Origin of the sequence: Alcaligenes sp. (genome assembly GCF_050255915.1) — a bacterium.
In the GTDB taxonomy this organism is placed as follows: Bacteria; Pseudomonadota; Gammaproteobacteria; order Burkholderiales; family Burkholderiaceae_B; genus Alcaligenes; species Alcaligenes aquatilis.
In genome coordinates, this window is the sequence record NZ_JBFWIQ010000004.1 from 179,655 (window position 1) to 202,506 (window position 22,852).

Consider the following 22,852-nt stretch of genomic DNA (forward strand, 5'->3'; position numbering starts at 1 on the left):
GGCAGGGCCGTTTTTGTATTCGGCGCTCTCACGGTATCATTGCAAGCTGGTAGGCGGCGCAGGCCGTTTTTGCGTTTTTTTTCCGATGACATCATGCCCCCAATACAGCCCGGTTTGATTGCCGGCATCGGCACCGACCTGATCCGTATTGACCGGATCGAGCGCGCCTTGGCTCGTCATGGTGATCGCTTTGTAAAGCGCATCCTGGGCGAGCAAGAGCGCGAAGTCTACGCCCGCCGTCAGGCACGTGATCCGGTGCGTGGCCTGCGCTATCTGGCCACCCGTTTCGCGGCCAAGGAAGCCTTTTCCAAAGCGGTGGGGCTGGGCATGCGCATGCCGATGGCCTGGTCGCGCATGCAAACCCTGAATGCACCCGGAGGCCGTCCTGCGGTGCACCTGTCCGCAGATCTGCGCCGCTGGTTTGATGCCCGGTTCGGGGCCGTCCATATTTCCCTGACGGATGAATCCGATATGGCCATGGCCTTTGTGGTGCTGGAAGCCAAAGCGCCGGAAGTATCCCCTTTACCCTTAGCTGAGTCTGACACTAAATGAGTTTTTCCTCGCAAGCAGTATTGCCTCCGGGCCCGGTCATGGTGGACGTACAAGACATGGTTCTGACGGATCAGGAGCGCGAGCGCCTGCGTCATCCATTGGTCGGCGGCGTGATCCTGTTCAGTCGCAACTTTGAAAGCCGTGCCCAACTGACCGCTCTGTGCCAGTCCATTCACGAAGTACGCAATGAGCCTTTGTTGATTGCCGTGGACCACGAAGGTGGCCGCGTCCAGCGCTTCCGCGAAGACGGTTTTACGACTTTGCCCGCCATGAGCCAGCTTGGGCAACTCTGGACGCGTGATGCCGTCAAGGCGGCTGCCGTCGCTGCCGACACAGGCTATGTGCTGGCTGCCGAGCTGCGCGCCTGCGGTGTGGACATGAGCTTTACACCCGTGCTGGATCTGGACTGGGGGGTTAGCAAAGTGATTGGTGACCGTTCTTTCCACCGCAGCCCGCGCGCCGTGTCCATGTTGGCTGCCGGCTTGATTCGTGGCCTGAACAAAGCGGGCATGGCCGCTTGTGGCAAACATTTTCCAGGGCATGGCGGGGTAGAGGCGGATTCGCATCACGAGATCCCCGTCGATGACCGTAGCCTGGAAGAAATTCTGGATGAGGATGCGGCCCCTTACGGTTGGCTGGGCACTTTGCAATTACCCTCGGTGATGCCCGCTCATGTGATTTACTCCAAGGTTGACCCACTGCCAGCCGGTTTTTCACCCTATTGGATTCAACGCGTGCTGCGCAAAGCCCTTGCTTATGATGGTGTGATTTTCTCTGACGACCTAACCATGGAAGGCGCCACCGTAGTGGGAGATATCCTGGCACGTGCTCAGGCCGCTCTGGGGGCCGGTTGCGACATGGTGCTTGTATGCAATCGCCCTGATCTGGCCGACGACTTGCTCTCGCGCCTGGACTTCACGATGTCCGAGGAATCGCAAAACCGCATTCGTCGTCTGATGCCCACCACGCCAGCCTTGGATTGGGACGCTTTGCAAGCGGATGAACACTATCAATATGCCCGCGGACTTCAATCTAAAATCCTATCTGTCTGATTTGCCGAATCTGCCGGGCGTGTACCGGCATATCGACGAACAGGGCGAGGTACTGTATGTGGGCAAGGCGCGTGATCTCAAGCGCCGTGTCAGCTCGTACTTCCAGAAAACGCTGAGCAGTCCCCGTATTGCCCATATGGTGGCGCGCGTCGCGCGCATCGAGGTCACCGTGACCCGCAGCGAGGCTGAAGCCTTGCTGCTGGAAAACAACCTTATCAAGCGTCTGCGGCCGCGCTACAACATTCTTTTCCGGGACGACAAGTCCTACCCCTACTTGATGATCAGCGCCCACCAGGCGCCGCGTATTGCTTATTACCGGGGCAGTACCAGCGGGAAGGGGCATTTCTTCGGCCCTTATCCCAACTCCTGGGCGGTGCGTGAAACCATTCAGATCCTGCAACGGGTATTTCGTTTGCGTACCTGTGAGGACAGCGTCTACGCCAACCGTAGTCGCCCCTGTTTGCTGCACCAGATCGGGCGCTGTTCGGCACCCTGTGTCAACCTGATCTCGCCCGAGCAGTATCAGCTTGATGTACAGCGCGCCATCAGTTTTCTGGATGGTAATACGGCGGAAATTCTGGGCGAGCTGCAAGAGCGCATGATGCAGGCCTCAGATTCGCTGGATTTCGAACAGGCAGCGATGTTGCGCGACCAGATGAAAGCCTTGTCTGCTGTCTTGCAGCAGCAAAGCATGGAGCAGGTGGGCAAGGAAGACGTCGACATTATCGTGGTGCTGAACGCCGGTGGTAAGTTCTGTGTGAACCTGGCCATGGTGCGTGGTGGCCGTCACCTGGGCGACCGCGCTTTCTTTCCCACACAAATCAACGATGACACTCCCAGTGATGTGCTGGCGGCATTTATCGCCCAGCACTATCTGGAGCGTCGCATGCCGCCGGTTCTGGTGTGCTCACACGCCTTACCCGATGCAGACCTGATGCCTTTGCTGGCCGAGCAGACGGGGGTGAAGGCGCGTGTCGTGGTGCGCCCCCAAGGTGTGCGCAAGATCTGGCTGGAGCAGGCTACCAAGAACGCTGGCCTGGCATTGGCCCGGGTCTTAAGTGAATCGACCGCCCGTGCCGATCGCACCCGGGCACTGGCCGAAGCCTTGCAACTGGATCTGGATGAGGCACAGCTCGATGCCTTGCACATCGAGTGCTTTGACATCAGTCACACAGCAGGGGAGGCCACACAGGCCTCGTGTGTGGTTTATAAACACCATGAAATGCAGAATTCGCTTTATCGCCGCTACAACATTGCAGGCATCACGTCCGGTGACGATTACGCGGCCATGCGCCAGGTGCTGAACCGACGGTTCTCGCGGGTTGCAGAGGGTTTGGCGCCCTTGCCCGACATTGTTTTGATTGATGGAGGCAAGGGTCAGATCGAGATCGCCCGTCAGGTTTTTGTGGAACTGGGCCTGGATATTCATGTTCTGGTCGGTGTTGCCAAGGGTGAAAAGCGTAAAGTAGGTCTGGAAACCCTGGTATTTGCCGATGATCGCCCGCCTGTGGCTTTGGGGGTGGAGTCTGCGGCACTGATGCTGGTTGCTCAGGTACGTGACGAAGCGCACCGTTTTGCCATTACGGGCATGCGCGCTCAACGTGCCAAAACGCGTAATGTGTCACGCCTGGAAGATATTGACGGGATTGGCGCCAAACGGCGTCAGCGTCTGTTAGCCCGCTTTGGTGGTTTTAGCGGGGTTGCCGATGCCAGTATTGATGAGCTCAGTGCGGTTGATGGAATATCCGTTGAACTGGCCGAACGCATTTATCATGCTTTACGATAGGCGAGAGCCTTTGTTTTAAATTAGGTTGGTATCCAAGCTATGCCTTTTAATCTGCCCATAGCCCTGACGTGGCTTCGCATCGTCCTGATTCCGCTGATCGTTGCCTTGTTTTATCTGCCAGCCAGTTGGCTGAGCATGGAGACACGCGATCTGTGGGCCGCCTCCGTATTTATCGTGGCCGCCGCGACGGATTGGTTTGATGGTTGGCTGGCTCGTCGCTGGAACCAGACCTCCTCGTTCGGGGCCTTCCTGGATCCGGTTGCGGACAAACTCATGGTCAGCGCCGCGTTATTGGTTTTGCTCGATCTTGGCCGTGTGGATGCGTTTATCGCCCTGATCATCATTGGGCGTGAAATTACCATTTCGGCACTGAGGGAATGGATGGCCAAGATTGGCGCCAGTGGTAGTGTGGCTGTTCATCGCTTGGGTAAATTCAAAACCGCCGCGCAAATGGTTGCCATCCCTTGTCTGCTGTACTGGTCGCCCGTCATGGGCTTGCCGACACGGATCATTGGGCAAGCCCTGATTATTGTTGCTGCGGTCCTGACGGTCTGGTCCATGTGCTATTACTTGCAGAAGGCCTGGCCGGAGATCAAGAAAAAGCAACGTTAAGACCAATGGCTAATTCATCAACAAGAACGCTGGACGGGGCGGGGCCTGACGGTTCACAGGACTGGCAGGTGATCGGTGTTATCGGTATTGCGCACGCCAGTTCGCATTTTTTCCAACTGATTTTGCCTACGCTTTACATCGCTTTGGGGCAGGAGTTCGGGTACGACTTCCTGAAGCTGGGTGGGCTGGTCACCACCTTTTATCTGGTCTCCTGCTTTGGGCAGGCATCCTCGGGCTTTCTGGTTGATCGTATCGGCGCTTTGCCGGTTCTGAAAGTGGGCTTGTCCTGCTTTGTAGTCGCTGCTTTGCTGATTGGCATGACCAATGGCTACGGCATGTTGCTGGCGGCTGCATTGATTGGTGGGGTAGGTAATGCGGTGTTTCATCCCGTGGACTACTCCATTCTTAACCATCGTGTCAGCTCGGCTCGTCTGGGGCACGCGTTTAGCGCCCATGGCTTGACAGGAAATCTGGGCTGGGCTTTGACGCCTGTCTTTATTACGACGCTGACCATTTATTTCAACTGGCGTGTTGCCGTATTGTCGGCGGCGGCCTTGATTGCGGCTGTGTTGGTGTTGGTACTGATAAATCGGGATGCCTTGGCGGGGCGTACAGCCTCGGGTGCGGCGCCGGCTCGTCCACAAAGCAAGGAATCGGTCTGGACGACACTGTCTACCTTGCTGTCGCGTCCCTCCTTATGGGGCGCCTTCCTTTTCTTTGCCTTTGCCACAGCGGCGATGGCGGTCGTGCAAAACTACACTATTCCCATGCTGCATAACACGTACGGCATTGATAAGGTGGTGGCAGGCACGGCCTTGTCCGGTTTTATGCTGGCCTCGGCGGCGGGCATGTTTGTCGGTGGCTTCATTGCTTCCACCACACCGCGCTCTGAAGTGATTGTGTTTGTGTCTCTATGCGTATCCGGGGCTTTGCTGTTGGTGCTGGGCGCAGGTTGGATCATGCCTTCCCTGGCATTGTTCGTGGTGGGGGCGGCTGGTTTCTGCTCGGGCATCGCTTCACCATCGCGCGACATGCTGATACGTCGTGTCACCCCCAAAGGTTCTACTGGCGCTGTCTATGGCCTGGTGTACTCCGGCATGGACGTCGGTTCTTCTCTGGCGCCCGTGGGATTTGGCTTGCTCTTGGATGTGGGTTTGACTCAGGCTCCCTGGTACGGGGCGGCCATCGGGTATTGGACGGCGGCTGGCTTGGCTATGTATGTGGCCTCGACAGTAAGTCGCGCGACTAAATCCTGATGCACTTTGCAATGATGACCGTCTGATGCGGTCATAAAAGAAAGCCCCAAAAACTTGATCGGTTTTTGGGGCTTTTTCTTGCCTTGCTTGGCCTTGTCGTGTCTTAGTGTGGAGCTTGGCACTGTGAAACCAGAAAAGCACATTGGCCTTTCTGGTTTGAGCGCATCGTTATAGTGATCACTGGCGCGCCAGTCGTGGCTCTTGCACGCTATCCGCATGGCTGCTGCGCCAGGGGTTGATATCCAGGCCTCCACGGCGGGTATAACGCGCATACACCAGCAAACGCTCGGGCTGGCAGCTTTGCTGAATATCGCTATACAGGCGCTCTACGCAATGTTCATGGAACTCGGTGTGACGGCGCAGCGAAACGATATAGCGCAATAAGGAAGCAGGATCAATCTGCGGGCCTGTGTAACGCACTTGCACGCTGCCCCAGTCGGGCTGGCCGGTGACAGGGCAATTGGACTTGAGCAAATCAGAGACCAGAGACTCGGTCACGATGGGGGCGTCTGGTAGGCATTGAAGCAAGCCACTTTGTGGCGTGTAGTCCTGAATACTGATATCCAGCTCATCAATACAGTGGCCTTCCAACTGGGCAATAGGCTGACCATTCAAGGCGCTGAGCGGAATCAGCGTCACGTTGACGGCGGCACCGGCAACCGTGCTTAAGTCTTGCTCCATGCGCTGCAAAAGACTGGCTATGTCTTCCACAACCTCATCATTAAACGAGTTCAGGTAAAGCTTGAACGACTTGGACTCGATGATGCGTGGGCTGTTCCAGGGAATGACAAACCGCGCCAGAGCGACGACGGGCTTGCCTTTTGGGTTGAGCCAGGAAATTTCGTAACCATTCCAGATATCGGCACCATGCCATTGTTCCGGAACGCGAAGTGTCTGCCGGTTCAGGGAGCGCTCAATGCCAAACAGGACGCTGGGATCGTACCGTGTGGGATAAACCACATCGTGTCCAAGAGGCGAGTCTTTAAGTGGGGAGGTGTTGCTCATTGGCGGGTATTGCAGAAATAGATAAGAAAACCGGTGCAGCGAACAGGCGCCCGCCGGGTGGTATAAGGGCGATTATCCCACATTGTGAAATCCTTGTCTCAGTATGCAAAAACCGGCTGTCGCGCCGCACCGTTTTTCATTTCATAAACAGATAAGTCATTTCATATCTCGAAATAAATTATCTATGTATTTGATATAAAAGGAAAAAATATTTACTCTTATATAAGATAGAAAACATGGTTGCGATGCAGCATTTGGGTAGACTGTAGTCATCTTGTTCACTGTTAAATCCATCTTAGGAGTCCATCATGAATGCTCGAGAAACTGAGATCCGCAACTTGCAAAAACGCTGGGCAGAAGATCCACGCTGGCAAGGTATCAAGCGTGGTTACACCGCTGAGGAAGTCATTCGTTTGCGTGGTTCTCTGGTCGAGGAGCACACTCTGGCTCGCCGTGGCGCAGAACGTCTGTGGCAGTCCATCAATCAGGAACCCTTTGTCAATGCGCTGGGCGCCCTGACGGGTAACCAGGCCATGCAACAGGTCAAGGCCGGTTTGAAAGCGATTTACTTGTCGGGCTGGCAAGTGGCTGGCGATGCCAACAGTGCCGGCGAAATGTACCCTGACCAATCGCTGTACCCCGTTAACTCGGTGCCCTCCGTGGTGCGCCGCATCAACAACTCGCTGGCCCGCTGTGATCAGATCCAGTGGATGGAAGGGGTGAACCCAGGCGATGAAGGCTACGTGGATTACTTTGCTCCTATCGTGGCTGATGCGGAAGCCGGTTTCGGTGGCGTGCTGAACGCATTTGAACTGATGAAAGCCATGATTGTGGCTGGCGCTGCTGGCGTTCACTTCGAGGACCAGCTGGCTTCGGCCAAGAAGTGTGGTCACTTGGGTGGCAAGGTGCTGGTGCCAACTCGTGAGGCCATCTCCAAGCTGGTGGCTGCTCGTCTGGCCGCTGACGTTCTGGACGTTCCCACGATTCTGGTTGCCCGTACCGATGCAGACGCAGCCGACCTGATCACCAGCGATGTGGACGAGTACGATCGCCCCTTCATTCTGGATGAGCGTACGGTTGAAGGTTTCTACCGCACCCGTGCAGGTCTGGACCAAGCCATTGCCCGTGGTCTGGCCTACGCTCCTTACGCCGACCTGGTCTGGTGCGAAACCTCCACGCCGGATCTGGAATACGCTCGCCGCTTTGCCGAAGCTATTCACCGTCAGTTCCCTGGCAAGCTGCTGTCCTACAACTGCTCGCCATCGTTCAACTGGAAGAAGAACCTGGATGACGCCACCATTGCCAAGTTCCAGCGCGAACTGGGTGCCATGGGCTACAAGTTCCAGTTCATCACTCTGGCTGGCTTCCACGCACTGAATTACGGCATGTTTGAACTGGCTCACGGCTACGCCCGCAACCAGATGAGCGCCTTCGTTCAATTGCAGGAAAAAGAGTTCGCCGCTGCACCGCTGGGCTTTACCGCTGTGAAACACCAGCGCGAAGTGGGTACAGGCTACTTTGACGCTGTCACTCAGACAGTTGAAGCCGGTAAGTCCTCGACGACCGCGCTGGCCGGCTCCACAGAAGCCGAGCAGTTCGCGCCCTCCGAGGCATAAGCAGGACAGGGAAGGGTAGATAGCCCCTTTTCTGGTTGCAGGCAGCCCACCGTACGCTCCAGTCGGTGGGCTGCTTTTTGTTTGGGTGCCACTTTTTTGCTTAAAAGCTACATATTTCAAATATCAAATTTGAAGGCTTGATATTTATTGGAAGGGGTTTTGAACAGACTTTGAAAGTATCGAAAAGGAAGCAGAAAACAGGCCTGAAAAGGCTTGCGATGTGGCTGGCTAAGCCTGCGTATTGTTAAATTCAGGATTCAAGCTTTCATGAATTGATTTGCATTCGCGCTGCAGCATCATTTCGTGATAAAAATCCTTGAAAATCAAGCCGTTTGCATAGAGAAAAGGCGTGCTAGACTTTGGCCGCGCAAGGCGTAATTAGCCAATGCAAAATCGTTGTTCCACCTTGCGCTTGGGAATAAAAAAAAGGCTGCTAATAAGCAGCCTTGAAAGCATTGAACAGTTAGCGCCGTGTTGGGGGGGGAACGGCCTGAACAAGATGCATATGGACAACGATATAGGATCCAAACAAAGTCGTATTGATTTAAATCAAGAATGAAGAAATATCAGTGGCTTATAGTCCTTTCATGCGCGCATATTCGATTTTTTCCCTCCCAAAGCCTCTCACTGATGAGCAACGGTCACGCCGGCGGCACACATTAGCCCGTTTGGGTCTGTCTTGGCTGGCCGCCATGCAGGTGATGATGTTTGCTTTTCCCGGCTATATGCGCTCCTTCAGCACTCGTGCTGAAGATATTGAATCTCTTTCGCAAGTCATTGTGCTCATGAACTGGGCCGGTCTGTGCTTGACCATGCCCGTTGTCCTGTACTGTGCCTGGCCCATCTTGAAGGGGGCTGTCAAAAGCTTGTCCGAAGGTCGCGTAGGCATGGATGTGCCCGTGGCCTTGGGTATTGTTGGCGCCTTCCTACCTAGCGTCTATAACACCTGGACGCAGCAGGGCGAGGTGTATTACGACTCGGTCACGATGTTCGTGGCCTTTTTGTTGACGGCCCGTTATCTGGAACTGTGCGCGCGCCAGTCGGTGACGCAGTCCGCCTCCCATGACCTGATTGAACGCTTTCGTCAGTCCGTCACAGGCCATGCCAATACCTTGGCTTTCTGGTTTGTCAGTATTCAGTTGGTGTTGGCCGCCGCCTTTGGCTTGGTTTGGTACTGGATGGACCCCTCGCATGTCGTCCCGGTGGTGGTCGCCATGCTGGTCATGAGCTGTCCCTGTGCTATGTCTATGTCGGTTCCTTCAGCCGTTGCCTCGGCGCATGCTGGATTGCTGGCTCGACCCGCCAAGAGCGAGTTTGAAGTTGTACAGCTGACCCAGCAAACGGGCCGCATCGCCCGTCAAAACCTGTACGGTTCTATAGTCTGGCATCTGCTGATGACACCCCTGGCGGCCTTGGGTATTGTGGCCCCTTGGTTGGCTGCCGTCTCTATGCTGGTGTCCTCTTTGGCTGTTGCGGCCAACTCTTGGCGTATCTATCGCAGCCGCAGCCGCGAGGTATCGGCCCAGTGGACCGCTCCAGCAGCAAGGCAGGGCTGAGATGTTTGGCTCGTTGCTGGTCCTGATCCCCATCTCCATTTTTCTAGTCATTGTTATCGGCGTGTCTTTCTGGTGGGCAATTTTTGCCGGCCAGTTTGAGGATACGGGCAACGCAGCTGATTCCATCTTGCTGGACGACGACTCCACTGCGGGTCTGTCGGGCGCAGAGCGTCCACCTGATACCTGATTCTTACTGTTTTGTTTTTTAGCCCTGCAAATGGTCGGCGACACACAGTCTGCAGGGCGGAAACACGCGTGAACGCGTGCTTTCCGATGTTTTTTGATAAGCATCAAGTAGCAGTTTATCGACTTGCGGGATGATGTAGCTTGTTGTCGCTTGTATTAACAATGTTTGTTTAGGGGAAGCAAATGGGCACTTCCGATGCAGTCGGAAATAACGCCGAAGTCTTCAATTACGGGATTGTGAGGCAGTTCACCATCATGACCGTATTTTGGGGCGTCATCGGCATGGCAATAGGCCTTTTTATTGCCTTGCAGTTGATTTGGCCAGAACTCAATTTCGACACACCGTGGCTTAGTTTTGGACGTTTACGTCCACTGCATACGAACGCTGTGATTTTTGCCTTTGGTGGAACTGGCTTGTTTGCCACTTCCTACTATGTGGTACAGCGTACCTGTCAGGCCCGTTTGTTCTGCGATAAGCTGGCTGCCTTTACCTTTTGGGGTTGGCAGGCCGTGCTGGTGGCAGCGGTCATTACCTTGCCTATGGGTTACACCAGCTCCAAAGAGTATGCTGAACTGGAATGGCCCATCGACATCCTGATTACGCTGGTCTGGGTGGCCTACGCTATTGTGTTCTTTGGCACGATCGTCAAGCGCCGCGTGCGTCATATTTATGTGGCCAACTGGTTTTTTGGCTCTTACATTGTCACGATCGCTGTCCTGCATATTTTCAATAACCTGGAATTGCCTGTCAGCTTCATGAAGTCCTACTCGGCTTACGCCGGTGTGCAGGACGCCATGGTTCAGTGGTGGTATGGTCATAACGCCGTGGGCTTTTTCCTGACCACGTCTTTCCTGGGCATGATGTACTACTTCATCCCCAAACAGGCCAACCGTCCTATCTATTCCTACCGCTTGTCCATTGTCCACTTCTGGGCCCTGGGCTTTACATACATGTGGGCCGGTCCTCACCACCTGCTGTACACCTCCTTGCCAGACTGGACGCAATCGCTGGGCATGGCGTTTTCCTTGATTCTGCTGGCTCCTTCTTGGGGCGGTATGATCAACGGCATCATGACCTTGTCGGGTGCTTGGCATAAGCTGCGTACTGATGCGATTCTGAAGTTCATGGTTGTGGCCCTGTCCTTCTACGGCATGTCCACCTTTGAAGGTTCCATGATGGCTATCCGTACGGTCAACGCGCTGTCGCACTACACCGACTGGACGGTGGGCCACGTACACTCTGGTGCGCTGGGCTGGGTTGCCATGATTACCTTCGGTTCCTTGTATTACCTGATCCCACGTTTGTACGGCCGCACGGAAATGGCTCGTCCTCGTCTGATCGACCTGCACTTCTGGCTGGCGACTCTGGGCGTCGTGCTGTATATCGCCGCGATGTGGATTGCCGGTGTCATGCAAGGTTTGATGTGGCGTGCAACCGGTGTGGATGGCACCTTGACGTACAGCTTTGTGGAAGTCGTGAAGGCTACTTACCCCTTCTACGCAATCCGTGCTTTGGGCGGCGCCTTCTTTGTGGCCGGTATCTTGCTCATGTCCTGGAACGTGTTCCTGACCATTCGTGCAGGTCAAAAAGATATCAACCCCGTTGTGCCTCTGAAAAACCCGGATGCCCGCGACCCAGCGCTGGTGGGCCAAACCACCTTGCTGGCCTAAGGAGTAAATCATGGCTAATGACACTAATAAGCGCTTTTCTCACGCCACGATCGAGAGAAATACCGGGCTGCTGATCATTCTGAGTATCTTGGTGATTTCCTTCGCGGGCCTGGTGCAAATCGTTCCTTTGTTTTTCCAACACTCGACCACCCAGCCCACTGAAGGGGTCGAGCCCTACGAACCCTTGCGTCTGATGGGGCGTGACATCTACATCCGTGAAGGTTGTGTTGGCTGTCACTCCCAGCAGATCCGTATGTTGCAGTCCGAAGTGCAACGCTATGGTCCTTACTCGCTGGCCGGTGAGTCTGTGTACGACTACCCCTTCCTGTGGGGTTCCAAGCGTACCGGTCCGGATCTGGCCCGTGTGGGTCAGCGTTACAGCGATGAGTGGCACCGCATCCACCTGCGCAATCCACGTAATGTGGTCAAAGAGTCCAATATGCCTGCCTATCCATGGCTGCAGAAGAACTCGGTGGAAGGTGCAAACATTCAGGACCGCATGAATGTGCTGCGTACATTGGGTGTGCCTTACACGCAGGAACAAATTGATGCCGCGCCCGAGCAATTGGTAGGCAAGACCGAGGAAGATGCGGTCGTCGCTTATCTGCAGGGTTTGGGTGTGGCCAGTCGCGACGCAGCTGCCAAAGCTGTGGAGCAGGGGAGCTTCTAAATGGTAGCCATCATCAACGGTGTTATGACTGCTTTGGCGATGGCGACCTTCCTTGGCATTTGCTGGTGGGCGTTCTCTCGGGGACGCCGCCAGGCCAACGAAGAAGCAGCGCTTCTGCCTTTCGCCTTGCCCGACGAGGGAAGCAACGATAAAAACCCTGGGGGTTCCGAATGAGTGACTTTTTTAATAATGGCTGGAGCCTTTGGATCTCCGGCATCGCCTTGCTTGGCATCATATTTTGTTTGTGGCTGCTCTTTACCCAGCGCGCATTTCTGGGCAAAACAGTGGACGTGGAAGATACTGGCCACGTCTGGGACGGTGACCTGACCGAACTGAATACACCTGTGCCTCGCTGGTGGACGGTGATGTACATCGGCCTGTGTGTGTTTGCATTGGGTTATTTGGTGTTGTATCCCGGTTTGGGTAGCTTCAAGGGGACTTTGGGCTTTACCGCTGGTCAGCAGGTCAAGCAGCAACAGGCCGAAATTAATGAGCGTCTGGAGCCTGTGTACGCTCGTTACCGCGAAATGCCCATTGAAGAGATTGCTCATGATCCGCAAGCGCGTGAAATTGGCCAGCGTTTGTTCCTGAACAATTGCGCCCAGTGTCACGGTTCGGATGCCCAAGGCTCCCCAAGCTTCCCTAACCTGGCCAACAAAGCCTGGTTGTGGGGTGGCGAGCCCGATGCGATTCTGTACACCATTACCGAAGGCCGTACCGGCATTATGCCGCCACAGTCCCAGTTCAGCCCGGCTGAAGCATCGGACGTCGCTCAGTATGTGCGTTCTTTGTCTGGTCTGGCGGCAGATCCTTTGCGTCTGGTTGCGGGCAAACGTGTGTACGACAGCGCATGTTTTGCCTGCCACGGCGCGGATGCCAAAGGTAATACGCTGATGGGAGCGCCTGACCTGACGGACGATTACTGGTTGTATGGCAGTTCCGAGGCCACTATTGTTCAGACGGTGCTGCAGGGCCGCACGAACCAGATGCCGGCACAAAAAGGAGCATTGACGCCAGAGCAGATCCGGTTGCTGGCGGGCTGGGTTTGGGGCTTGTCCAATCCCGCGCCGACTCAGGCTAACTAATGTCTTTTAAATTGATCTGACGCCTTCAGGACATGCAATGAGTAGTGATTCTTCCCAACCCAGCGCTGATAATGCGCAGGGAACTGTGCCCAAGTGGCAACCTCCACGTAACACCAAGGGAGCGGGTGGAACCTCTCCGCAAGTCGAGAAGGCGCTGGTCGATGTTCGTAGCAAAATCTATCCACGATCCGTCAAGGGCGTGTTCGCCCGTTGGCGGATCTGGATGGTGTATTTCACGCAGATCATTTTCTATGGTCTGCCCTGGTTGGAATGGCATGGCCGTCAGGCCGTGCTGTTTGACCTGCTGGAACGCAAGTTCTATATCTTTGGCATGATTCTGTGGCCCCAGGACGTTATTTACCTGACGGTGCTGCTTCTGATATCTGCTTTCTCTTTATTCCTTTTCACCGCTATGGCGGGCCGCTTGTTTTGTGGCTACGCCTGTCCGCAGACGGTCTACACAGAGATTTTCATGTGGGTCGAGCGCAAGGTGGAAGGGGATCGTCTGGCGCGTATCCGTCTGGATGAGCAGGCCTGGAATGCCCGCAAATTACGTCTCAAAGCCACCAAGCACTTTTTGTGGGTCGTGATCGCTTTGTGGACCGGCTTTACCTTTATTGGCTACTTCGCTCCTATCCGCGAACTGGGCGGCGAGCTGATCGCTCTGTCCCTGGGCCCTTGGCAGTGGTTCTGGCTCTTGTTCTACGCCTTTGCCACCTGGGGTAATGCCGGTTTCATGCGCGAGGCCGTCTGTAAGTACATGTGCCCCTACGCACGTTTCCAAAGTGCCATGGTGGACAGCGATACCTTTGTGGTGACCTACGACTTCGTGCGGGGTGAAACCCGTGGTGGCCGATCTCGCAAGATTGACCACAAAGAAGCCGGCATGGGCGACTGTGTGGACTGCAGCCTCTGCGTTCAGGTCTGTCCGACCGGTATCGATATTCGTGATGGCTTGCAGTACATGTGTATCGGCTGTGGTGCCTGTGTGGACGTCTGTGACCAGGTCATGGATAAGATGGGCTACGAAAAAGGCCTGATCCGCTACACCTCAGAGCGTGCCATCAAGGAACGCATGACGCAGTCTCAGGTGCGACGTCGCATGCTGCGACCGCGCGTGTTGTCTTACATCCTGATCCTGGCCGTCATTTGTGGTGCTTTCGTCTACACCTTGGCGACCCGTACGCCCATGCGCGTGGACGTGATTCGTGATCGTGGCGCGCTGGGGCGCGAAGTGCCCGGCGGCATGATTGAAAACGTGTTCCGTCTACAAGTGATCAATACCTCGGAAGAGGCTATGGAGCTGCAGTTGTCCGTCACAGGTCTGGAAGGCGCGCGCATTCATTTGACCGAGAACGGCCAGGATCACATTCATGTGGCGCCTGCAGGCAATAGACTGTTGCCGGTCGTGGTGCAAGTCCCAATTAGTAGTGCCAAGCCGGGCCTGTATGATATTTCTATTCAGGCGGTAGGCGAGCACGACGGGGGCCGCAAGACCTACGTGAACGAACGCAGTAGTTTTTACATTCCTCAGTAATTTTATAAAGAGCAAAACATGGACGAATCAAAGGACAGTGGACCCTGGTGGCGCGAGCCGTGGCCATGGTTGTTGATGGCAGGGCCAGCTCTGGCTATTGTGGGCTGCGTCATTACGATTGTCTTGGCCTTTCAGAATTTCAGTAATCAAGGGATTACGGACGGGGGGGTCAAGCAGGGTCTGGTTGTCAGCAAGGTAGAGCCTGCCCCTGAGCAGCGCTAAACGTAATCGATTCACCGTTACGCTAGGGTTGAGAGAAGTATGTTTCCGTTCAAGAAGGGGGTACGAATGACCATCCGATCGTTGATGTGGATACTGTGGCCTTCATTCCTGGTCGCCGGGGTGCTCAGTGCAATTGTGTTTGCTTTGGTAGACCCGTTGGACATCGTTGTGCTTGGACATATGCAAGTAGATCGACTGACCTTTTATACGGTGGCGTTTTTTCTGTTTTGGTTGGCCGTTGCAGTAGCGTGCGCGCTTAGCTTGTATATGTCGGCCGGTTCGCCAGCGGTATTGGCTGAACCGGCAGATAGTCTGGACTGATTCGGACAAGCACCAAACGATAAAAAAGCACATGCAAATTGCATGTGCTTTTTTTGTGTGGGCTTGGGTGCTGGGGAGCGGTATAGTGGGCTGTAAAGACGTTCAGCAGCCTGTTTGAGGCCTAGGCAGCAGCCATGAGGCTCAATCGCACTCCGTGCCTGCCAGAGAGCGCAGGGCGGCCAGATCCAGCAAGTGGACTTCGCGCTGAGAGATTTTCAGCAGACCTTCGCGTGCAAAGCGTGAGAACAGGCGGCTGACGGTTTCCAGCGTCAGGCCCAGGAAGTTGCCGATTTCTTCGCGGCTCATACGCAGAATGAACTCGTAAGGGGAGTAGCCCAGTAGTGATAGACGCTGGGACAGGTTCAGCAAGAAGGCAGCCAGGCGCTGTTCGGAGCGCAGTCCAGCCAAGGTCATCATCAACTGATGGGCGCGGTTGATTTCCTTGCTCATCAGGCGACGGAACTGTTGTTGCAATATAGGCAACTGGGCCGACAGGCGGTCCAGATCATCAAGGCGAATCACACAGACTTCGCTGTCTTCCAAGGCGATGGCATGGGAAACATGGCGATTTTCAACCAGGCTGTCCATGCCCAGGATTTCTCCTGGTAATAAAAAACCCGTAATCTGAATGTGGCCAGTGGAATCTTCCAGCTGCATCTTGATCGAACCAGAGCGCAGACCATAGATTCCTTCGACTGAGTCGGCCAGTCGAAACAGCACGCCGCCCTTAGGGATGCGGATGCGCTCCTTGACTAATTCGTCCAACCGCTCCATTTCGTGCTTAGGCATCCCAAGAGGTAGACACACCTCATTGAGCATACAGCTGGAGCAGCGTATGGAGTCAGCGGTAACCGAGATACGTTTTTGCATAAGGAATAATGTCAGATGGCGAAACGCTAAATCTTTGAGTCAAATCAAGTGTAATTGTAGCTTTTTATTGGTTGGTATTCCCGCTAATCCTTAATATGTTTAGTTCTTAAGGCTCTTGTCACACGTGAAACGGCTGTCCATGCCGGGTACAGCGCGGTAATACTGCTCTTGGCATGCTGTTGTTTAAAAGCGATCTAAACACTTGAATACTTGGTTTTTGTCCTCATCTTCAATTCATCCTGTTATTTGTTGCGAAATCTGGGCAAGCAGTATTTAGTAACTGTTTGCTTTAGCTTCTCGCATATTTTCTCAAGTGAAAATTCTATGCGAATCGATAAATTGACAACGAAGTTTCAACAGGCTCTAGCCGATGCGCAGAGCCTGGCTGTTCGCGAAGACAATCCCTATTTGGAACCCGCCCACGTACTGGTCGCCTTGCTGGCTGATGCCGATTCAGGCACAGGCAGTTTGCTGGCTCGTGCGGGCGTTGCCATTCCCCGCCTGGAAAACGAGCTTAACCGCCTGATCTCCAATCTGCCCAAGGTGCAAGGGGCGGAAGGTCAGCAGCAGCTCAGTTCGGCCTTGCAAGCCGCTTTGGCTAAAACCGACAAGGAAGCCGCTCAACGCGGTGATACTTATATTGCCAGTGAATTGTTCTTGCTGGCCCTGGCCGATGATAAAGGCGAAACCGGTCGTGCTTTGCGCGATGCGGGTTTGCAGCGCCGTGCGCTGGAGGCGGCCATTGAAGCCGTACGCGGTGGTGCCAATGTGAGTGACGCTGAAGGTGACAGCAATCGTGAGGCCTTGGACAAATACACCACTGACTTGACCGAGCGTGCTCGTCTGGGCAAGTTGGACCCGGTTATTGGCCGTGATGACGAAATTCGCCGCACGATCCAGATTCTGCAGCGCCGTACCAAGAACAACCCTGTTCTCATTGGTGAGCCTGGGGTGGGTAAGACCGCCATCGTGGAAGGTTTGGCGCAGCGTATCGTGAACAACGAAGTGCCTGAAACCCTGAAGGGCAAGCGCGTTCTGGTGTTGGACCTGGCTGCTTTGCTGGCCGGTGCCAAGTACCGTGGCGAATTTGAAGAGCGTCTGAAAGCCGTCTTGAAAGAGCTGTCCAAGGACGATGGCAAAACCATTGTCTTTATTGACGAGCTGCATACCATGGTGGGCGCCGGCAAGGCCGAAGGTGCAATGGATGCCGGCAACATGCTCAAACCGGCCTTGTCGCGCGGTGAACTGCATTGTATTGGTGCCACCACGCTGAACGAGTACCGCCAGTACATCGAGAAGGATGCCGCTTTGGAGCGTCGTTTCCAGAAGGTGCTGGTTAACGAGCCGGACATGGAGTCCACTATTGCGATCCTGCGTGGTTTGCAGGAGCGCTACGAGCTGCATCATGGTGTGGCGATTACCGACCCGGCTATTGTGGCTGCGGCCGAGCTGTCGCAGCGTTACATTACGGACCGCTTCCTGCCCGATAAGGCCATTGACCTGATCGATGAGGCCGCTGCCCGTATCCGTATGGAGATTGACTCCAAGCCCGAGGTCATGGATAAGCTGGATCGCCGCATCATTCAGTTGAAGATCGAGCGTGAAGCCGTCATCAAGGACACGGATGAAGCCTCTCAGCGTCGTTTGCAGGCCATCAATGACGAGATGGAAAAGCTGCAGCGCGAGTACAACGACTATGAAGAGATCTGGAAAGCCGAAAAAGCGGCGGTTCAGGGCTCGCAAGTCGTTAAAGAGGAAATCGAGAAAGTTCGTGCCGAAATGGCTGAGCTGCAACGCAAGGGCCAGTTCGATAAATTGGCTGAGCTGCAGTACGGTAAGCTGCCCGAGCTGGAAGAGCGCCTGAAAGCGGCCGAAGCCAATATGGACAAGGCCGATCAGGACAAACCTCGCTTGCTGCGCACGCAGGTCGGTGCCGAGGAGATCGCGGAAGTGGTCTCGCGTGCAACCGGTATTCCTGTGTCCAAGATGATGCAGGGCGAGCGTGAAAAGCTCTTGCAAATGGAAGACTACCTGCACAAGCGTGTGGTCGGCCAAGGCGAAGCGGTACGTTTGGTGTCGGATGCTATCCGTCGCTCGCGTGCGGGTCTGTCTGACCCTTCCCGCCCGTATGGTTCCTTCTTGTTCCTGGGGCCAACCGGTGTGGGTAAGACCGAGCTGACCAAAGCATTGGCCAACTTCCTCTTTGACTCCGAGGATCACATGATTCGCATCGACATGAGCGAATTCATGGAGAAACACTCGGTGGCTCGTTTGATCGGGGCGCCTCCCGGCTACGTGGGCTACGAAGAGGGCGGTTACCTGACTGAAGCCGTGCGTCGCAAACCGTATTCGGTGATTCTGCTGGATGAGGTGGAGAAAGCTCACCCGGATGTCTTTAACGTGCTCTTGCAGGTGTTGGACGATGGTCGTTTGACGGATGGCCAGGGCCGTACGGTGGACTTTCGCAACACGGTGATCATCATGACTTCCAACCTGGGTTCGCAGCATATCCAGCGTTTGTCGGGCGAGCCTTACGATGTGATCAAGGAAGTGGTGTGGGAAGAAGTGAAACAGCATTTCCGCCCCGAGTTCCTGAACCGTATCGACGAGGTGGTGGTGTTCCACAGTCTGGAAGCAGAACACATCGAGTCCATTGCTCGTATCCAGCTTGAACGTCTGGATCAGCGCCTGGCTCAGCGTGACATGCATCTGGAAGTGAGCGACGCTGCTTTGGCGCAGTTGGCCAAGGCCGGGTTCGATCCTGTGTTCGGTGCCCGTCCTTTGAAACGTGCTATTCAGCAGTATATTGAGAACCCGGTGGCACGCCTGATCCTGGAAGGCCGCTTTGGTCCTAAAGACGTGGTGCCTGTGGACTGGAAGGACGGCGAGTTTACGTTCACCCGCAGTATCCAGTAATCAGCAGGGCTTTGATGGCGACGGTGCTACCGGATTGCTTAATGCGTCACTCAAGTTGAGGTTTTAAAGTAGGCTGCCGTGTTGCACCTCGTCATCGACGTTGTAAAGAAAAACCGCCTTGGAAATCCAAGGCGGTTTTTTTGTGCTCATTGCTATTTGGAATACGTGACTTTGAGACTAGGCGATGGTGTTTTGGATTGAAGTGGTTTGATCGCTTGGCCGTCAGCATCTAGATGAATGCTGATATTCCGTGTCGTAGGCGGAGGTTAATCGGCTAAGTGCCTATCGGCTGGCCTCTAAATCATTCCTGCCTAGGGTCTCAAGAGGAATGGGCCCCAGTGAGATGATCAATCCAGCCACCAGCCTATTCCCATTTTTAAGCGTTCTCTTGAACCGGAGCTGGAGGCGGTGTCAGGTCCAGTTCGTCCTTGCCGTAGAACTTCACACCGATCTCGACACGAGGGCGGCCTTGCGAGCGGCGGTGGCGGTTGGTGTCCCGCAGCGAGTACACGCAACCGCAGTACTCCTGCTGATAGAAGTTCTCGCGTTTGCTGATTTCCAGCATGCGTTGCGAGCCGCCCCCTTTGCGCCAGTTGTAGGTCCAGTACTTCATCTCCGGATAACGGGCTGCGGCGCGTTCGCCGCAGTCGTTGATCTGGTTCATGTCTTTCCAGCGCGAGATACCCAGCACGCTGGAGATGATGTCGTAGCCATTTTCATGGGCGTAGAGGGCCGTGCGCTCAAAGCGCATGTCAAAGCAGACCGTGCAGCGCTCGCCACGCTCGGGAGCGTGCTCCAGGCCGCGTACACGTTCAAACCAGTTATCTACGTCGTAGTCGGCGTCAATGAACTCGATGCCGTGCTGTTCGGCAAAACGGATGTTTTCCTGCTTGCGCAGTTCGTACTCGCGTACAGGATGGATATTGGGGTTGTAGAAAAAAACGGTGTATTCAATCCCCGAGGCGTGCAAGGCCTCCATCACCTCGCCCGAACAGGGGGCGCAGCAGGAGTGCAGCAGCAATTTCTCGCGCTTCTCCGGCATGGTTAAAACTGGACGATTGAGCTGAGTGGACATGAATCTGAATCCGAGTAAAAAGGCGTCCCGAGTCGGTCGCACAATAAATCAATGCGACTATTGTAGATTCTTGGCAAAGTTTAGTGAAATCAATCTGTTGCCTTAGTACCCCAGGACCTCGTCCCAAAGGCGTGTCACGGCCTGCCGTTCCTGGGTCAGCTCAGATTGCGGCACACGGGCTTTTTCTGCTCCTTCCAGACGCAAAGCGTGCTGACGGCGGCGCAGGGCGCGGTAGGCATCGGCCACTTCCTGAGCATGGTCGACCGCGATCAGGCCCGCCTGCGCGGCAATACCCAGCAAGGCGATATTGCCCAGGTTTTCCAGCAGTTTGGGATGCTCGCGGCTATGGCACAGCACCAGATACTGGGTGATGAACTCCACATCCACCATGCCGCCCCGGTCGTGCTTCAAGTCAAAAAGTTCGCTGCGGTTGGGGTGTCCGGCACTGATTTTGTCACGCATGTCCAGAATATCTGCACGTAATTTGCGTTGGTCCCGTTCCATCAATAAGATGGATCGGCGGATGTCATCGAAGCGGTTTTTGATCTGGGCATCCCCGGTCACGAAACGGGCACGGGTAATGGCTTGATGCTCCCAGGACCAGGCACTCCGCGTCTGATACTGCTCGAAGGCATCCACGCTGACAGCCAGCAAACCGGCATCGCCATCGGGGCGTAAACGCAGGTCAATATCGTAGAGACGTCCCGAGGAGGTCATGGCCGACAACCAACTGGTCATGCGGCGCGCCAGCTTGATGTAGCGCTCTACATTGTCTTGGCTGGGATCGTCGTACAGAAATACCAGATCCAGGTCGGACGCATAGCCAATTTCCTTGCCCCCCAGTTTGCCGTAGGCAATGACGGCAAAGTGCGGTGAGGAGTCGTGTTCTGGGCCCAGGCTGCGGGGGCGTGTCAGAGGCCAGGTGCGCTCCAGTGTCTCGGCCAGCATCATATCGGCCAGAGCCGAGAGTTGGTCGGCCAGAGCCTCGACGGTCAGTACACCTTCCAGGTCCTGGGCCAGCAATTGGAACGTGATCTGGTGCTGCCAGTCGCGCATCATGTTCATCTGCTGTTCGACATCGGCTTGGCCATCGGGCAAGCGGCAGGCATCAAGATCGCGGCGCATTTGCTCGGACAGGGCGGCAAAGTCCGGAATCTCCATCAGCGAATGCCATTCGATCAGGCTGTCCAGTAAGAGCGGGTATTGAGCCAGATACTGTGCGGCCCACGGACTGGCCGAGACAATTCGGGCAACGCGGGCCAGCGTATCTGGGTACTCGGCCAGCAAAGCCAGATACGCACTACGCTGGGCGATCAGCTCGATCAGGTTGAACAGGCGGGTTGCGGTGACTTCCGGGTTCTCGGAGCGGCAGGCGTAGTCCTCGGCCAAGGGGATCAGGCGCTGTACGCGATCCAGGCTGGCATTGGGCAGGCTGCGCAGACGATGGCTATTTAGCAGAGCCTGACGCAATTGTTCGATGCGTTCCTGCAAAGCCTGATCGTGCTCTGCCTTGCTTTCTTCGGGGGCGGGTGCAGCCGCCGCAGGAGGTTCGGTACTGGCTTCTTCGCCCATGCCTGCCAGACGGAAGGCATTGCGGAAGGTGTGCGAGACAAATTTTCTGTGCTGGCCTAACTGTTCGTCGAAATCAGCCAGGCTCAGGCCCAAGGTGGCCGCCAGCTCGGTGCGTAGCTCCTCGTCCTGGGGCAGCAAATGGGTTTGTTCGTCCTCGCGATACTGCAGGCGGTGTTCGACACGTCGCAAGAAGGTATAAGCGGCCAGCAGCTTGTCGCAGACCTCCTGGTCCAGCAGACCGGCCGCACATTGACCTTGCAGTGCTTTGTGCAGGCTGGGTGTTTGCAGGGAAGGCTGTCGTCCCCCGCGAATCAGCTGATTGAGCTGGACGACGAACTCAATTTCCCGGATCCCACCGTCTCCCAGCTTGATGTTGTGCCAGGTTTCCACGCCATTGCGGTTCAGGGCGCGGCGCGTCCAGTCCTGGCGAATGCGCTCGCGCAGGCCGCGCAAGGCAGACAGGGCATCAAAGTCAAAATATTTGCGGTACACAAAAGGGGTACGCAGTGCCTCGAAGTGATGCACATCACCGGCGCTGCGGCTGCCCTCAAAAGCCTGGGCCTTGATAGGGCGGGCCTTGATCCACGCATAGCGTTCCCATTCCCGGCCTTGGTTGACCAGATAGTTTTCCAGCGCCTGCATGCTCCAGGCCAGCGGCCCGGAATCCCCGTCCGGACGCAGGCGCAGGTCCGTGCGAAATACCTGCCCGAAGGCGTCGGTATCGGACAGCACGGGCATCATGCGCTGGGTTACTTTGCCGTAAAACTCGTGATAGCTCAGGGGGCGGCGGCCATCGGTCTCACCGTCCTCGTCATAGAGCATGATCAGATCAATGTCTGAGGAAACGTTTAATTCCCCTCCACCCAGCTTACCCATACCTAAAATAATCATCTCCTGGGGTAAGCCAGTTTCCGAGTTTTTAGGAATACCGTGTACTTCAGCCAGTTGTCGGGCGACGGTTTCATACGCTTGTGCCACGGCCAGATCAGCCAGGCTACTCATGGCCAGCATCACCTCTTCAAGAGGGGCCAGACCATTGATATCACGGATCATCAGTATCAGAAAGACCCGTTCACGCAGTTGGCGCAAGGCCTGACGCACTTGTGCCAAGCGATCATTATCGGGTTCGGGCAGTAAAGTCCTATACCATTGCGTAATCAGTGTGGCGGTGACAGGGTGCTGGGCTTGCTCTTGCAACCACGCCCCAAATTGTGGCTGAGCGTTTACTTTTCGACGCAAGGGGCCGGACCATTGCATCACGGGCTTCAATATAATGGACTGGCTCATACGAT

The 22,852-nt window shown here is 55.4% G+C and carries 20 protein-coding genes; 16 read left to right on the forward strand and 4 right to left on the reverse strand.

The features are described 5' to 3' along the window. Positions 1 to 93: 93 nt before the first annotated feature. From acpS to AB7E06_RS06795, 5 genes are read left to right on the forward strand one after another with little or no spacing between them, the layout of a single operon-like run. Complete coding sequence (acpS, locus tag AB7E06_RS06775; RefSeq protein WP_094198380.1) at positions 94 to 552, forward strand: holo-ACP synthase; 459 nt, start codon at positions 94 to 96, stop codon at positions 550 to 552. Further along, complete coding sequence (gene nagZ, locus AB7E06_RS06780) at positions 549 to 1,604, forward strand: beta-N-acetylhexosaminidase (RefSeq protein WP_108727668.1); 1,056 nt, start codon at positions 549 to 551, stop codon at positions 1,602 to 1,604. Before acpS ends, nagZ begins: the two co-directional genes overlap by 4 nt. Next, positions 1,567 to 3,390, forward strand: a complete 1,824-nt coding sequence (gene uvrC / locus AB7E06_RS06785; protein ID WP_427956024.1) for an excinuclease ABC subunit UvrC — start codon at positions 1,567 to 1,569, stop codon at positions 3,388 to 3,390. Before nagZ ends, uvrC begins: the two co-directional genes overlap by 38 nt. Before the next feature lie 39 nt (positions 3,391 to 3,429). After that, positions 3,430 to 4,002 (forward strand): CDP-diacylglycerol--glycerol-3-phosphate 3-phosphatidyltransferase, encoded by a 573-nt coding sequence (gene pgsA, locus AB7E06_RS06790; protein WP_094197097.1) that lies wholly within the window; start codon positions 3,430 to 3,432, stop codon positions 4,000 to 4,002. 5 nt (positions 4,003 to 4,007) lie between these two features. Next, positions 4,008 to 5,258 (forward strand): MFS transporter, encoded by a 1,251-nt coding sequence (locus tag AB7E06_RS06795; protein WP_427955849.1) that lies wholly within the window; start codon positions 4,008 to 4,010, stop codon positions 5,256 to 5,258. A 177-nt stretch (positions 5,259 to 5,435) separates the two neighbouring features. Here AB7E06_RS06795 and queF read toward each other — a convergent pair whose 3' ends face one another. Beyond that, positions 5,436 to 6,263 carry an NADPH-dependent 7-cyano-7-deazaguanine reductase QueF gene (gene queF / locus AB7E06_RS06800; protein ID WP_427955852.1) on the reverse strand — a complete coding sequence of 276 codons (828 nt, stop codon included), beginning with the start codon at positions 6,261 to 6,263 and terminating at the stop codon, positions 5,436 to 5,438. 308 nt (positions 6,264 to 6,571) lie between these two features. On the opposite strand from queF, the gene aceA reads away from it, so the two are divergent. From aceA to AB7E06_RS06850, 10 genes are all read left to right on the forward strand, one after another. Then, positions 6,572 to 7,879 carry an isocitrate lyase gene (gene aceA / locus AB7E06_RS06805; protein ID WP_009455950.1) on the forward strand — a complete coding sequence of 436 codons (1,308 nt, stop codon included), beginning with the start codon at positions 6,572 to 6,574 and terminating at the stop codon, positions 7,877 to 7,879. A 587-nt stretch (positions 7,880 to 8,466) separates the two neighbouring features. Beyond that, entirely contained in the window at positions 8,467 to 9,435 is a 969-nt protein-coding gene (locus tag AB7E06_RS06810) for a hypothetical protein (protein ID WP_199827926.1), read from the forward strand. A 1-nt stretch (position 9,436) separates the two neighbouring features. Next, positions 9,437 to 9,622 carry a cbb3-type cytochrome oxidase assembly protein CcoS gene (ccoS, locus tag AB7E06_RS06815; RefSeq protein ID WP_094197093.1) on the forward strand — a complete coding sequence of 62 codons (186 nt, stop codon included), beginning with the start codon at positions 9,437 to 9,439 and terminating at the stop codon, positions 9,620 to 9,622. A gap of 182 nt (positions 9,623 to 9,804) precedes the next feature. Beyond that, positions 9,805 to 11,292, forward strand: coding sequence for a cytochrome-c oxidase, cbb3-type subunit I (gene ccoN / locus AB7E06_RS06820; RefSeq protein WP_125276681.1), 1,488 nt, complete (start codon positions 9,805 to 9,807; stop codon positions 11,290 to 11,292). A gap of 10 nt (positions 11,293 to 11,302) precedes the next feature. Next, positions 11,303 to 11,962: a cytochrome-c oxidase, cbb3-type subunit II gene (ccoO, locus tag AB7E06_RS06825; protein WP_125276682.1), complete on the forward strand. Its 660-nt coding sequence runs from the start codon at positions 11,303 to 11,305 to the stop codon at positions 11,960 to 11,962. Then, positions 11,963 to 12,136: a cbb3-type cytochrome oxidase subunit 3 gene (locus AB7E06_RS06830; RefSeq protein WP_094197090.1), complete on the forward strand. Its 174-nt coding sequence runs from the start codon at positions 11,963 to 11,965 to the stop codon at positions 12,134 to 12,136. It begins immediately after the preceding gene. Continuing rightward, the gene (ccoP, locus tag AB7E06_RS06835; protein WP_125276683.1) at positions 12,133 to 13,047 is read left to right on the forward strand and encodes a cytochrome-c oxidase, cbb3-type subunit III; all 915 of its coding nucleotides are present in this window, start codon (positions 12,133 to 12,135) and stop codon (positions 13,045 to 13,047) included. The genes AB7E06_RS06830 and ccoP overlap by 4 nt, the downstream gene beginning before the upstream one ends. A gap of 37 nt (positions 13,048 to 13,084) precedes the next feature. Continuing rightward, the gene (ccoG, locus tag AB7E06_RS06840; RefSeq protein WP_094197088.1) at positions 13,085 to 14,584 is read left to right on the forward strand and encodes a cytochrome c oxidase accessory protein CcoG; all 1,500 of its coding nucleotides are present in this window, start codon (positions 13,085 to 13,087) and stop codon (positions 14,582 to 14,584) included. 18 nt (positions 14,585 to 14,602) lie between these two features. Continuing rightward, the gene (locus AB7E06_RS06845) at positions 14,603 to 14,806 is read left to right on the forward strand and encodes a FixH family protein (protein WP_094197087.1); all 204 of its coding nucleotides are present in this window, start codon (positions 14,603 to 14,605) and stop codon (positions 14,804 to 14,806) included. Between the two features lie 66 nt (positions 14,807 to 14,872). After that, positions 14,873 to 15,127 (forward strand): hypothetical protein, encoded by a 255-nt coding sequence (locus tag AB7E06_RS06850; RefSeq protein ID WP_094198378.1) that lies wholly within the window; start codon positions 14,873 to 14,875, stop codon positions 15,125 to 15,127. Between the two features lie 141 nt (positions 15,128 to 15,268). Here AB7E06_RS06850 and AB7E06_RS06855 read toward each other — a convergent pair whose 3' ends face one another. Then, positions 15,269 to 15,997, reverse strand: coding sequence for a helix-turn-helix domain-containing protein (locus tag AB7E06_RS06855; protein ID WP_094197086.1), 729 nt, complete (start codon positions 15,995 to 15,997; stop codon positions 15,269 to 15,271). Positions 15,998 to 16,321: 324 nt separating this feature from the next. Between AB7E06_RS06855 and clpB the strand changes: the two genes are divergently transcribed. After that, complete coding sequence (gene clpB, locus AB7E06_RS06860) at positions 16,322 to 18,913, forward strand: ATP-dependent chaperone ClpB (protein WP_094197085.1); 2,592 nt, start codon at positions 16,322 to 16,324, stop codon at positions 18,911 to 18,913. Between the two features lie 376 nt (positions 18,914 to 19,289). On the opposite strand, the gene AB7E06_RS06865 is transcribed toward clpB, so the two are convergent. Both AB7E06_RS06865 and glnE read right to left on the reverse strand, forming a co-directional pair. Continuing rightward, positions 19,290 to 19,988 carry an epoxyqueuosine reductase QueH gene (locus tag AB7E06_RS06865; protein WP_094197084.1) on the reverse strand — a complete coding sequence of 233 codons (699 nt, stop codon included), beginning with the start codon at positions 19,986 to 19,988 and terminating at the stop codon, positions 19,290 to 19,292. Between the two features lie 102 nt (positions 19,989 to 20,090). After that, positions 20,091 to 22,847, reverse strand: coding sequence for a bifunctional [glutamate--ammonia ligase]-adenylyl-L-tyrosine phosphorylase/[glutamate--ammonia-ligase] adenylyltransferase (gene glnE, locus AB7E06_RS06870; RefSeq protein ID WP_427955865.1), 2,757 nt, complete (start codon positions 22,845 to 22,847; stop codon positions 20,091 to 20,093). Positions 22,848 to 22,852: the final 5 nt, after the last annotated feature.

Excerpts from the sequence above, each read along its gene's own strand:
- pgsA (WP_094197097.1), top strand. The coding sequence starts at position 3,430 with ATGCCTTTTAATCTGCCCATAGCCCTGACGTGGCTTCGCATCGTCCTG.
- AB7E06_RS06845 (WP_094197087.1), top strand. The coding sequence starts at position 14,603 with ATGGACGAATCAAAGGACAGTGGACCCTGGTGGCGCGAGCCGTGGCCA.
- uvrC (WP_427956024.1), top strand. The coding sequence starts at position 1,567 with ATGCCCGCGGACTTCAATCTAAAATCCTATCTGTCTGATTTGCCGAAT.
- AB7E06_RS06855 (WP_094197086.1), bottom strand. The coding sequence starts at position 15,997 with ATGCAAAAACGTATCTCGGTTACCGCTGACTCCATACGCTGCTCCAGC.
- AB7E06_RS06850 (WP_094198378.1), top strand. The coding sequence starts at position 14,873 with ATGACCATCCGATCGTTGATGTGGATACTGTGGCCTTCATTCCTGGTC.
- AB7E06_RS06810 (WP_199827926.1), top strand. The coding sequence starts at position 8,467 with ATGCGCGCATATTCGATTTTTTCCCTCCCAAAGCCTCTCACTGATGAG.
- acpS (WP_094198380.1), top strand. The coding sequence starts at position 94 with ATGCCCCCAATACAGCCCGGTTTGATTGCCGGCATCGGCACCGACCTG.
- queF (WP_427955852.1), bottom strand. The coding sequence starts at position 6,263 with ATGAGCAACACCTCCCCACTTAAAGACTCGCCTCTTGGACACGATGTG.
- ccoN (WP_125276681.1), top strand. The coding sequence starts at position 9,805 with ATGGGCACTTCCGATGCAGTCGGAAATAACGCCGAAGTCTTCAATTAC.
- aceA (WP_009455950.1), top strand. The coding sequence starts at position 6,572 with ATGAATGCTCGAGAAACTGAGATCCGCAACTTGCAAAAACGCTGGGCA.
- clpB (WP_094197085.1), top strand. The coding sequence starts at position 16,322 with ATGCGAATCGATAAATTGACAACGAAGTTTCAACAGGCTCTAGCCGAT.
- ccoO (WP_125276682.1), top strand. The coding sequence starts at position 11,303 with ATGGCTAATGACACTAATAAGCGCTTTTCTCACGCCACGATCGAGAGA.
- ccoS (WP_094197093.1), top strand. The coding sequence starts at position 9,437 with ATGTTTGGCTCGTTGCTGGTCCTGATCCCCATCTCCATTTTTCTAGTC.
- ccoG (WP_094197088.1), top strand. The coding sequence starts at position 13,085 with ATGAGTAGTGATTCTTCCCAACCCAGCGCTGATAATGCGCAGGGAACT.
- ccoP (WP_125276683.1), top strand. The coding sequence starts at position 12,133 with ATGAGTGACTTTTTTAATAATGGCTGGAGCCTTTGGATCTCCGGCATC.
- nagZ (WP_108727668.1), top strand. The coding sequence starts at position 549 with ATGAGTTTTTCCTCGCAAGCAGTATTGCCTCCGGGCCCGGTCATGGTG.
- AB7E06_RS06865 (WP_094197084.1), bottom strand. The coding sequence starts at position 19,988 with ATGTCCACTCAGCTCAATCGTCCAGTTTTAACCATGCCGGAGAAGCGC.
- glnE (WP_427955865.1), bottom strand. The coding sequence starts at position 22,847 with ATGAGCCAGTCCATTATATTGAAGCCCGTGATGCAATGGTCCGGCCCC.
- AB7E06_RS06795 (WP_427955849.1), top strand. The coding sequence starts at position 4,008 with ATGGCTAATTCATCAACAAGAACGCTGGACGGGGCGGGGCCTGACGGT.
- AB7E06_RS06830 (WP_094197090.1), top strand. The coding sequence starts at position 11,963 with ATGGTAGCCATCATCAACGGTGTTATGACTGCTTTGGCGATGGCGACC.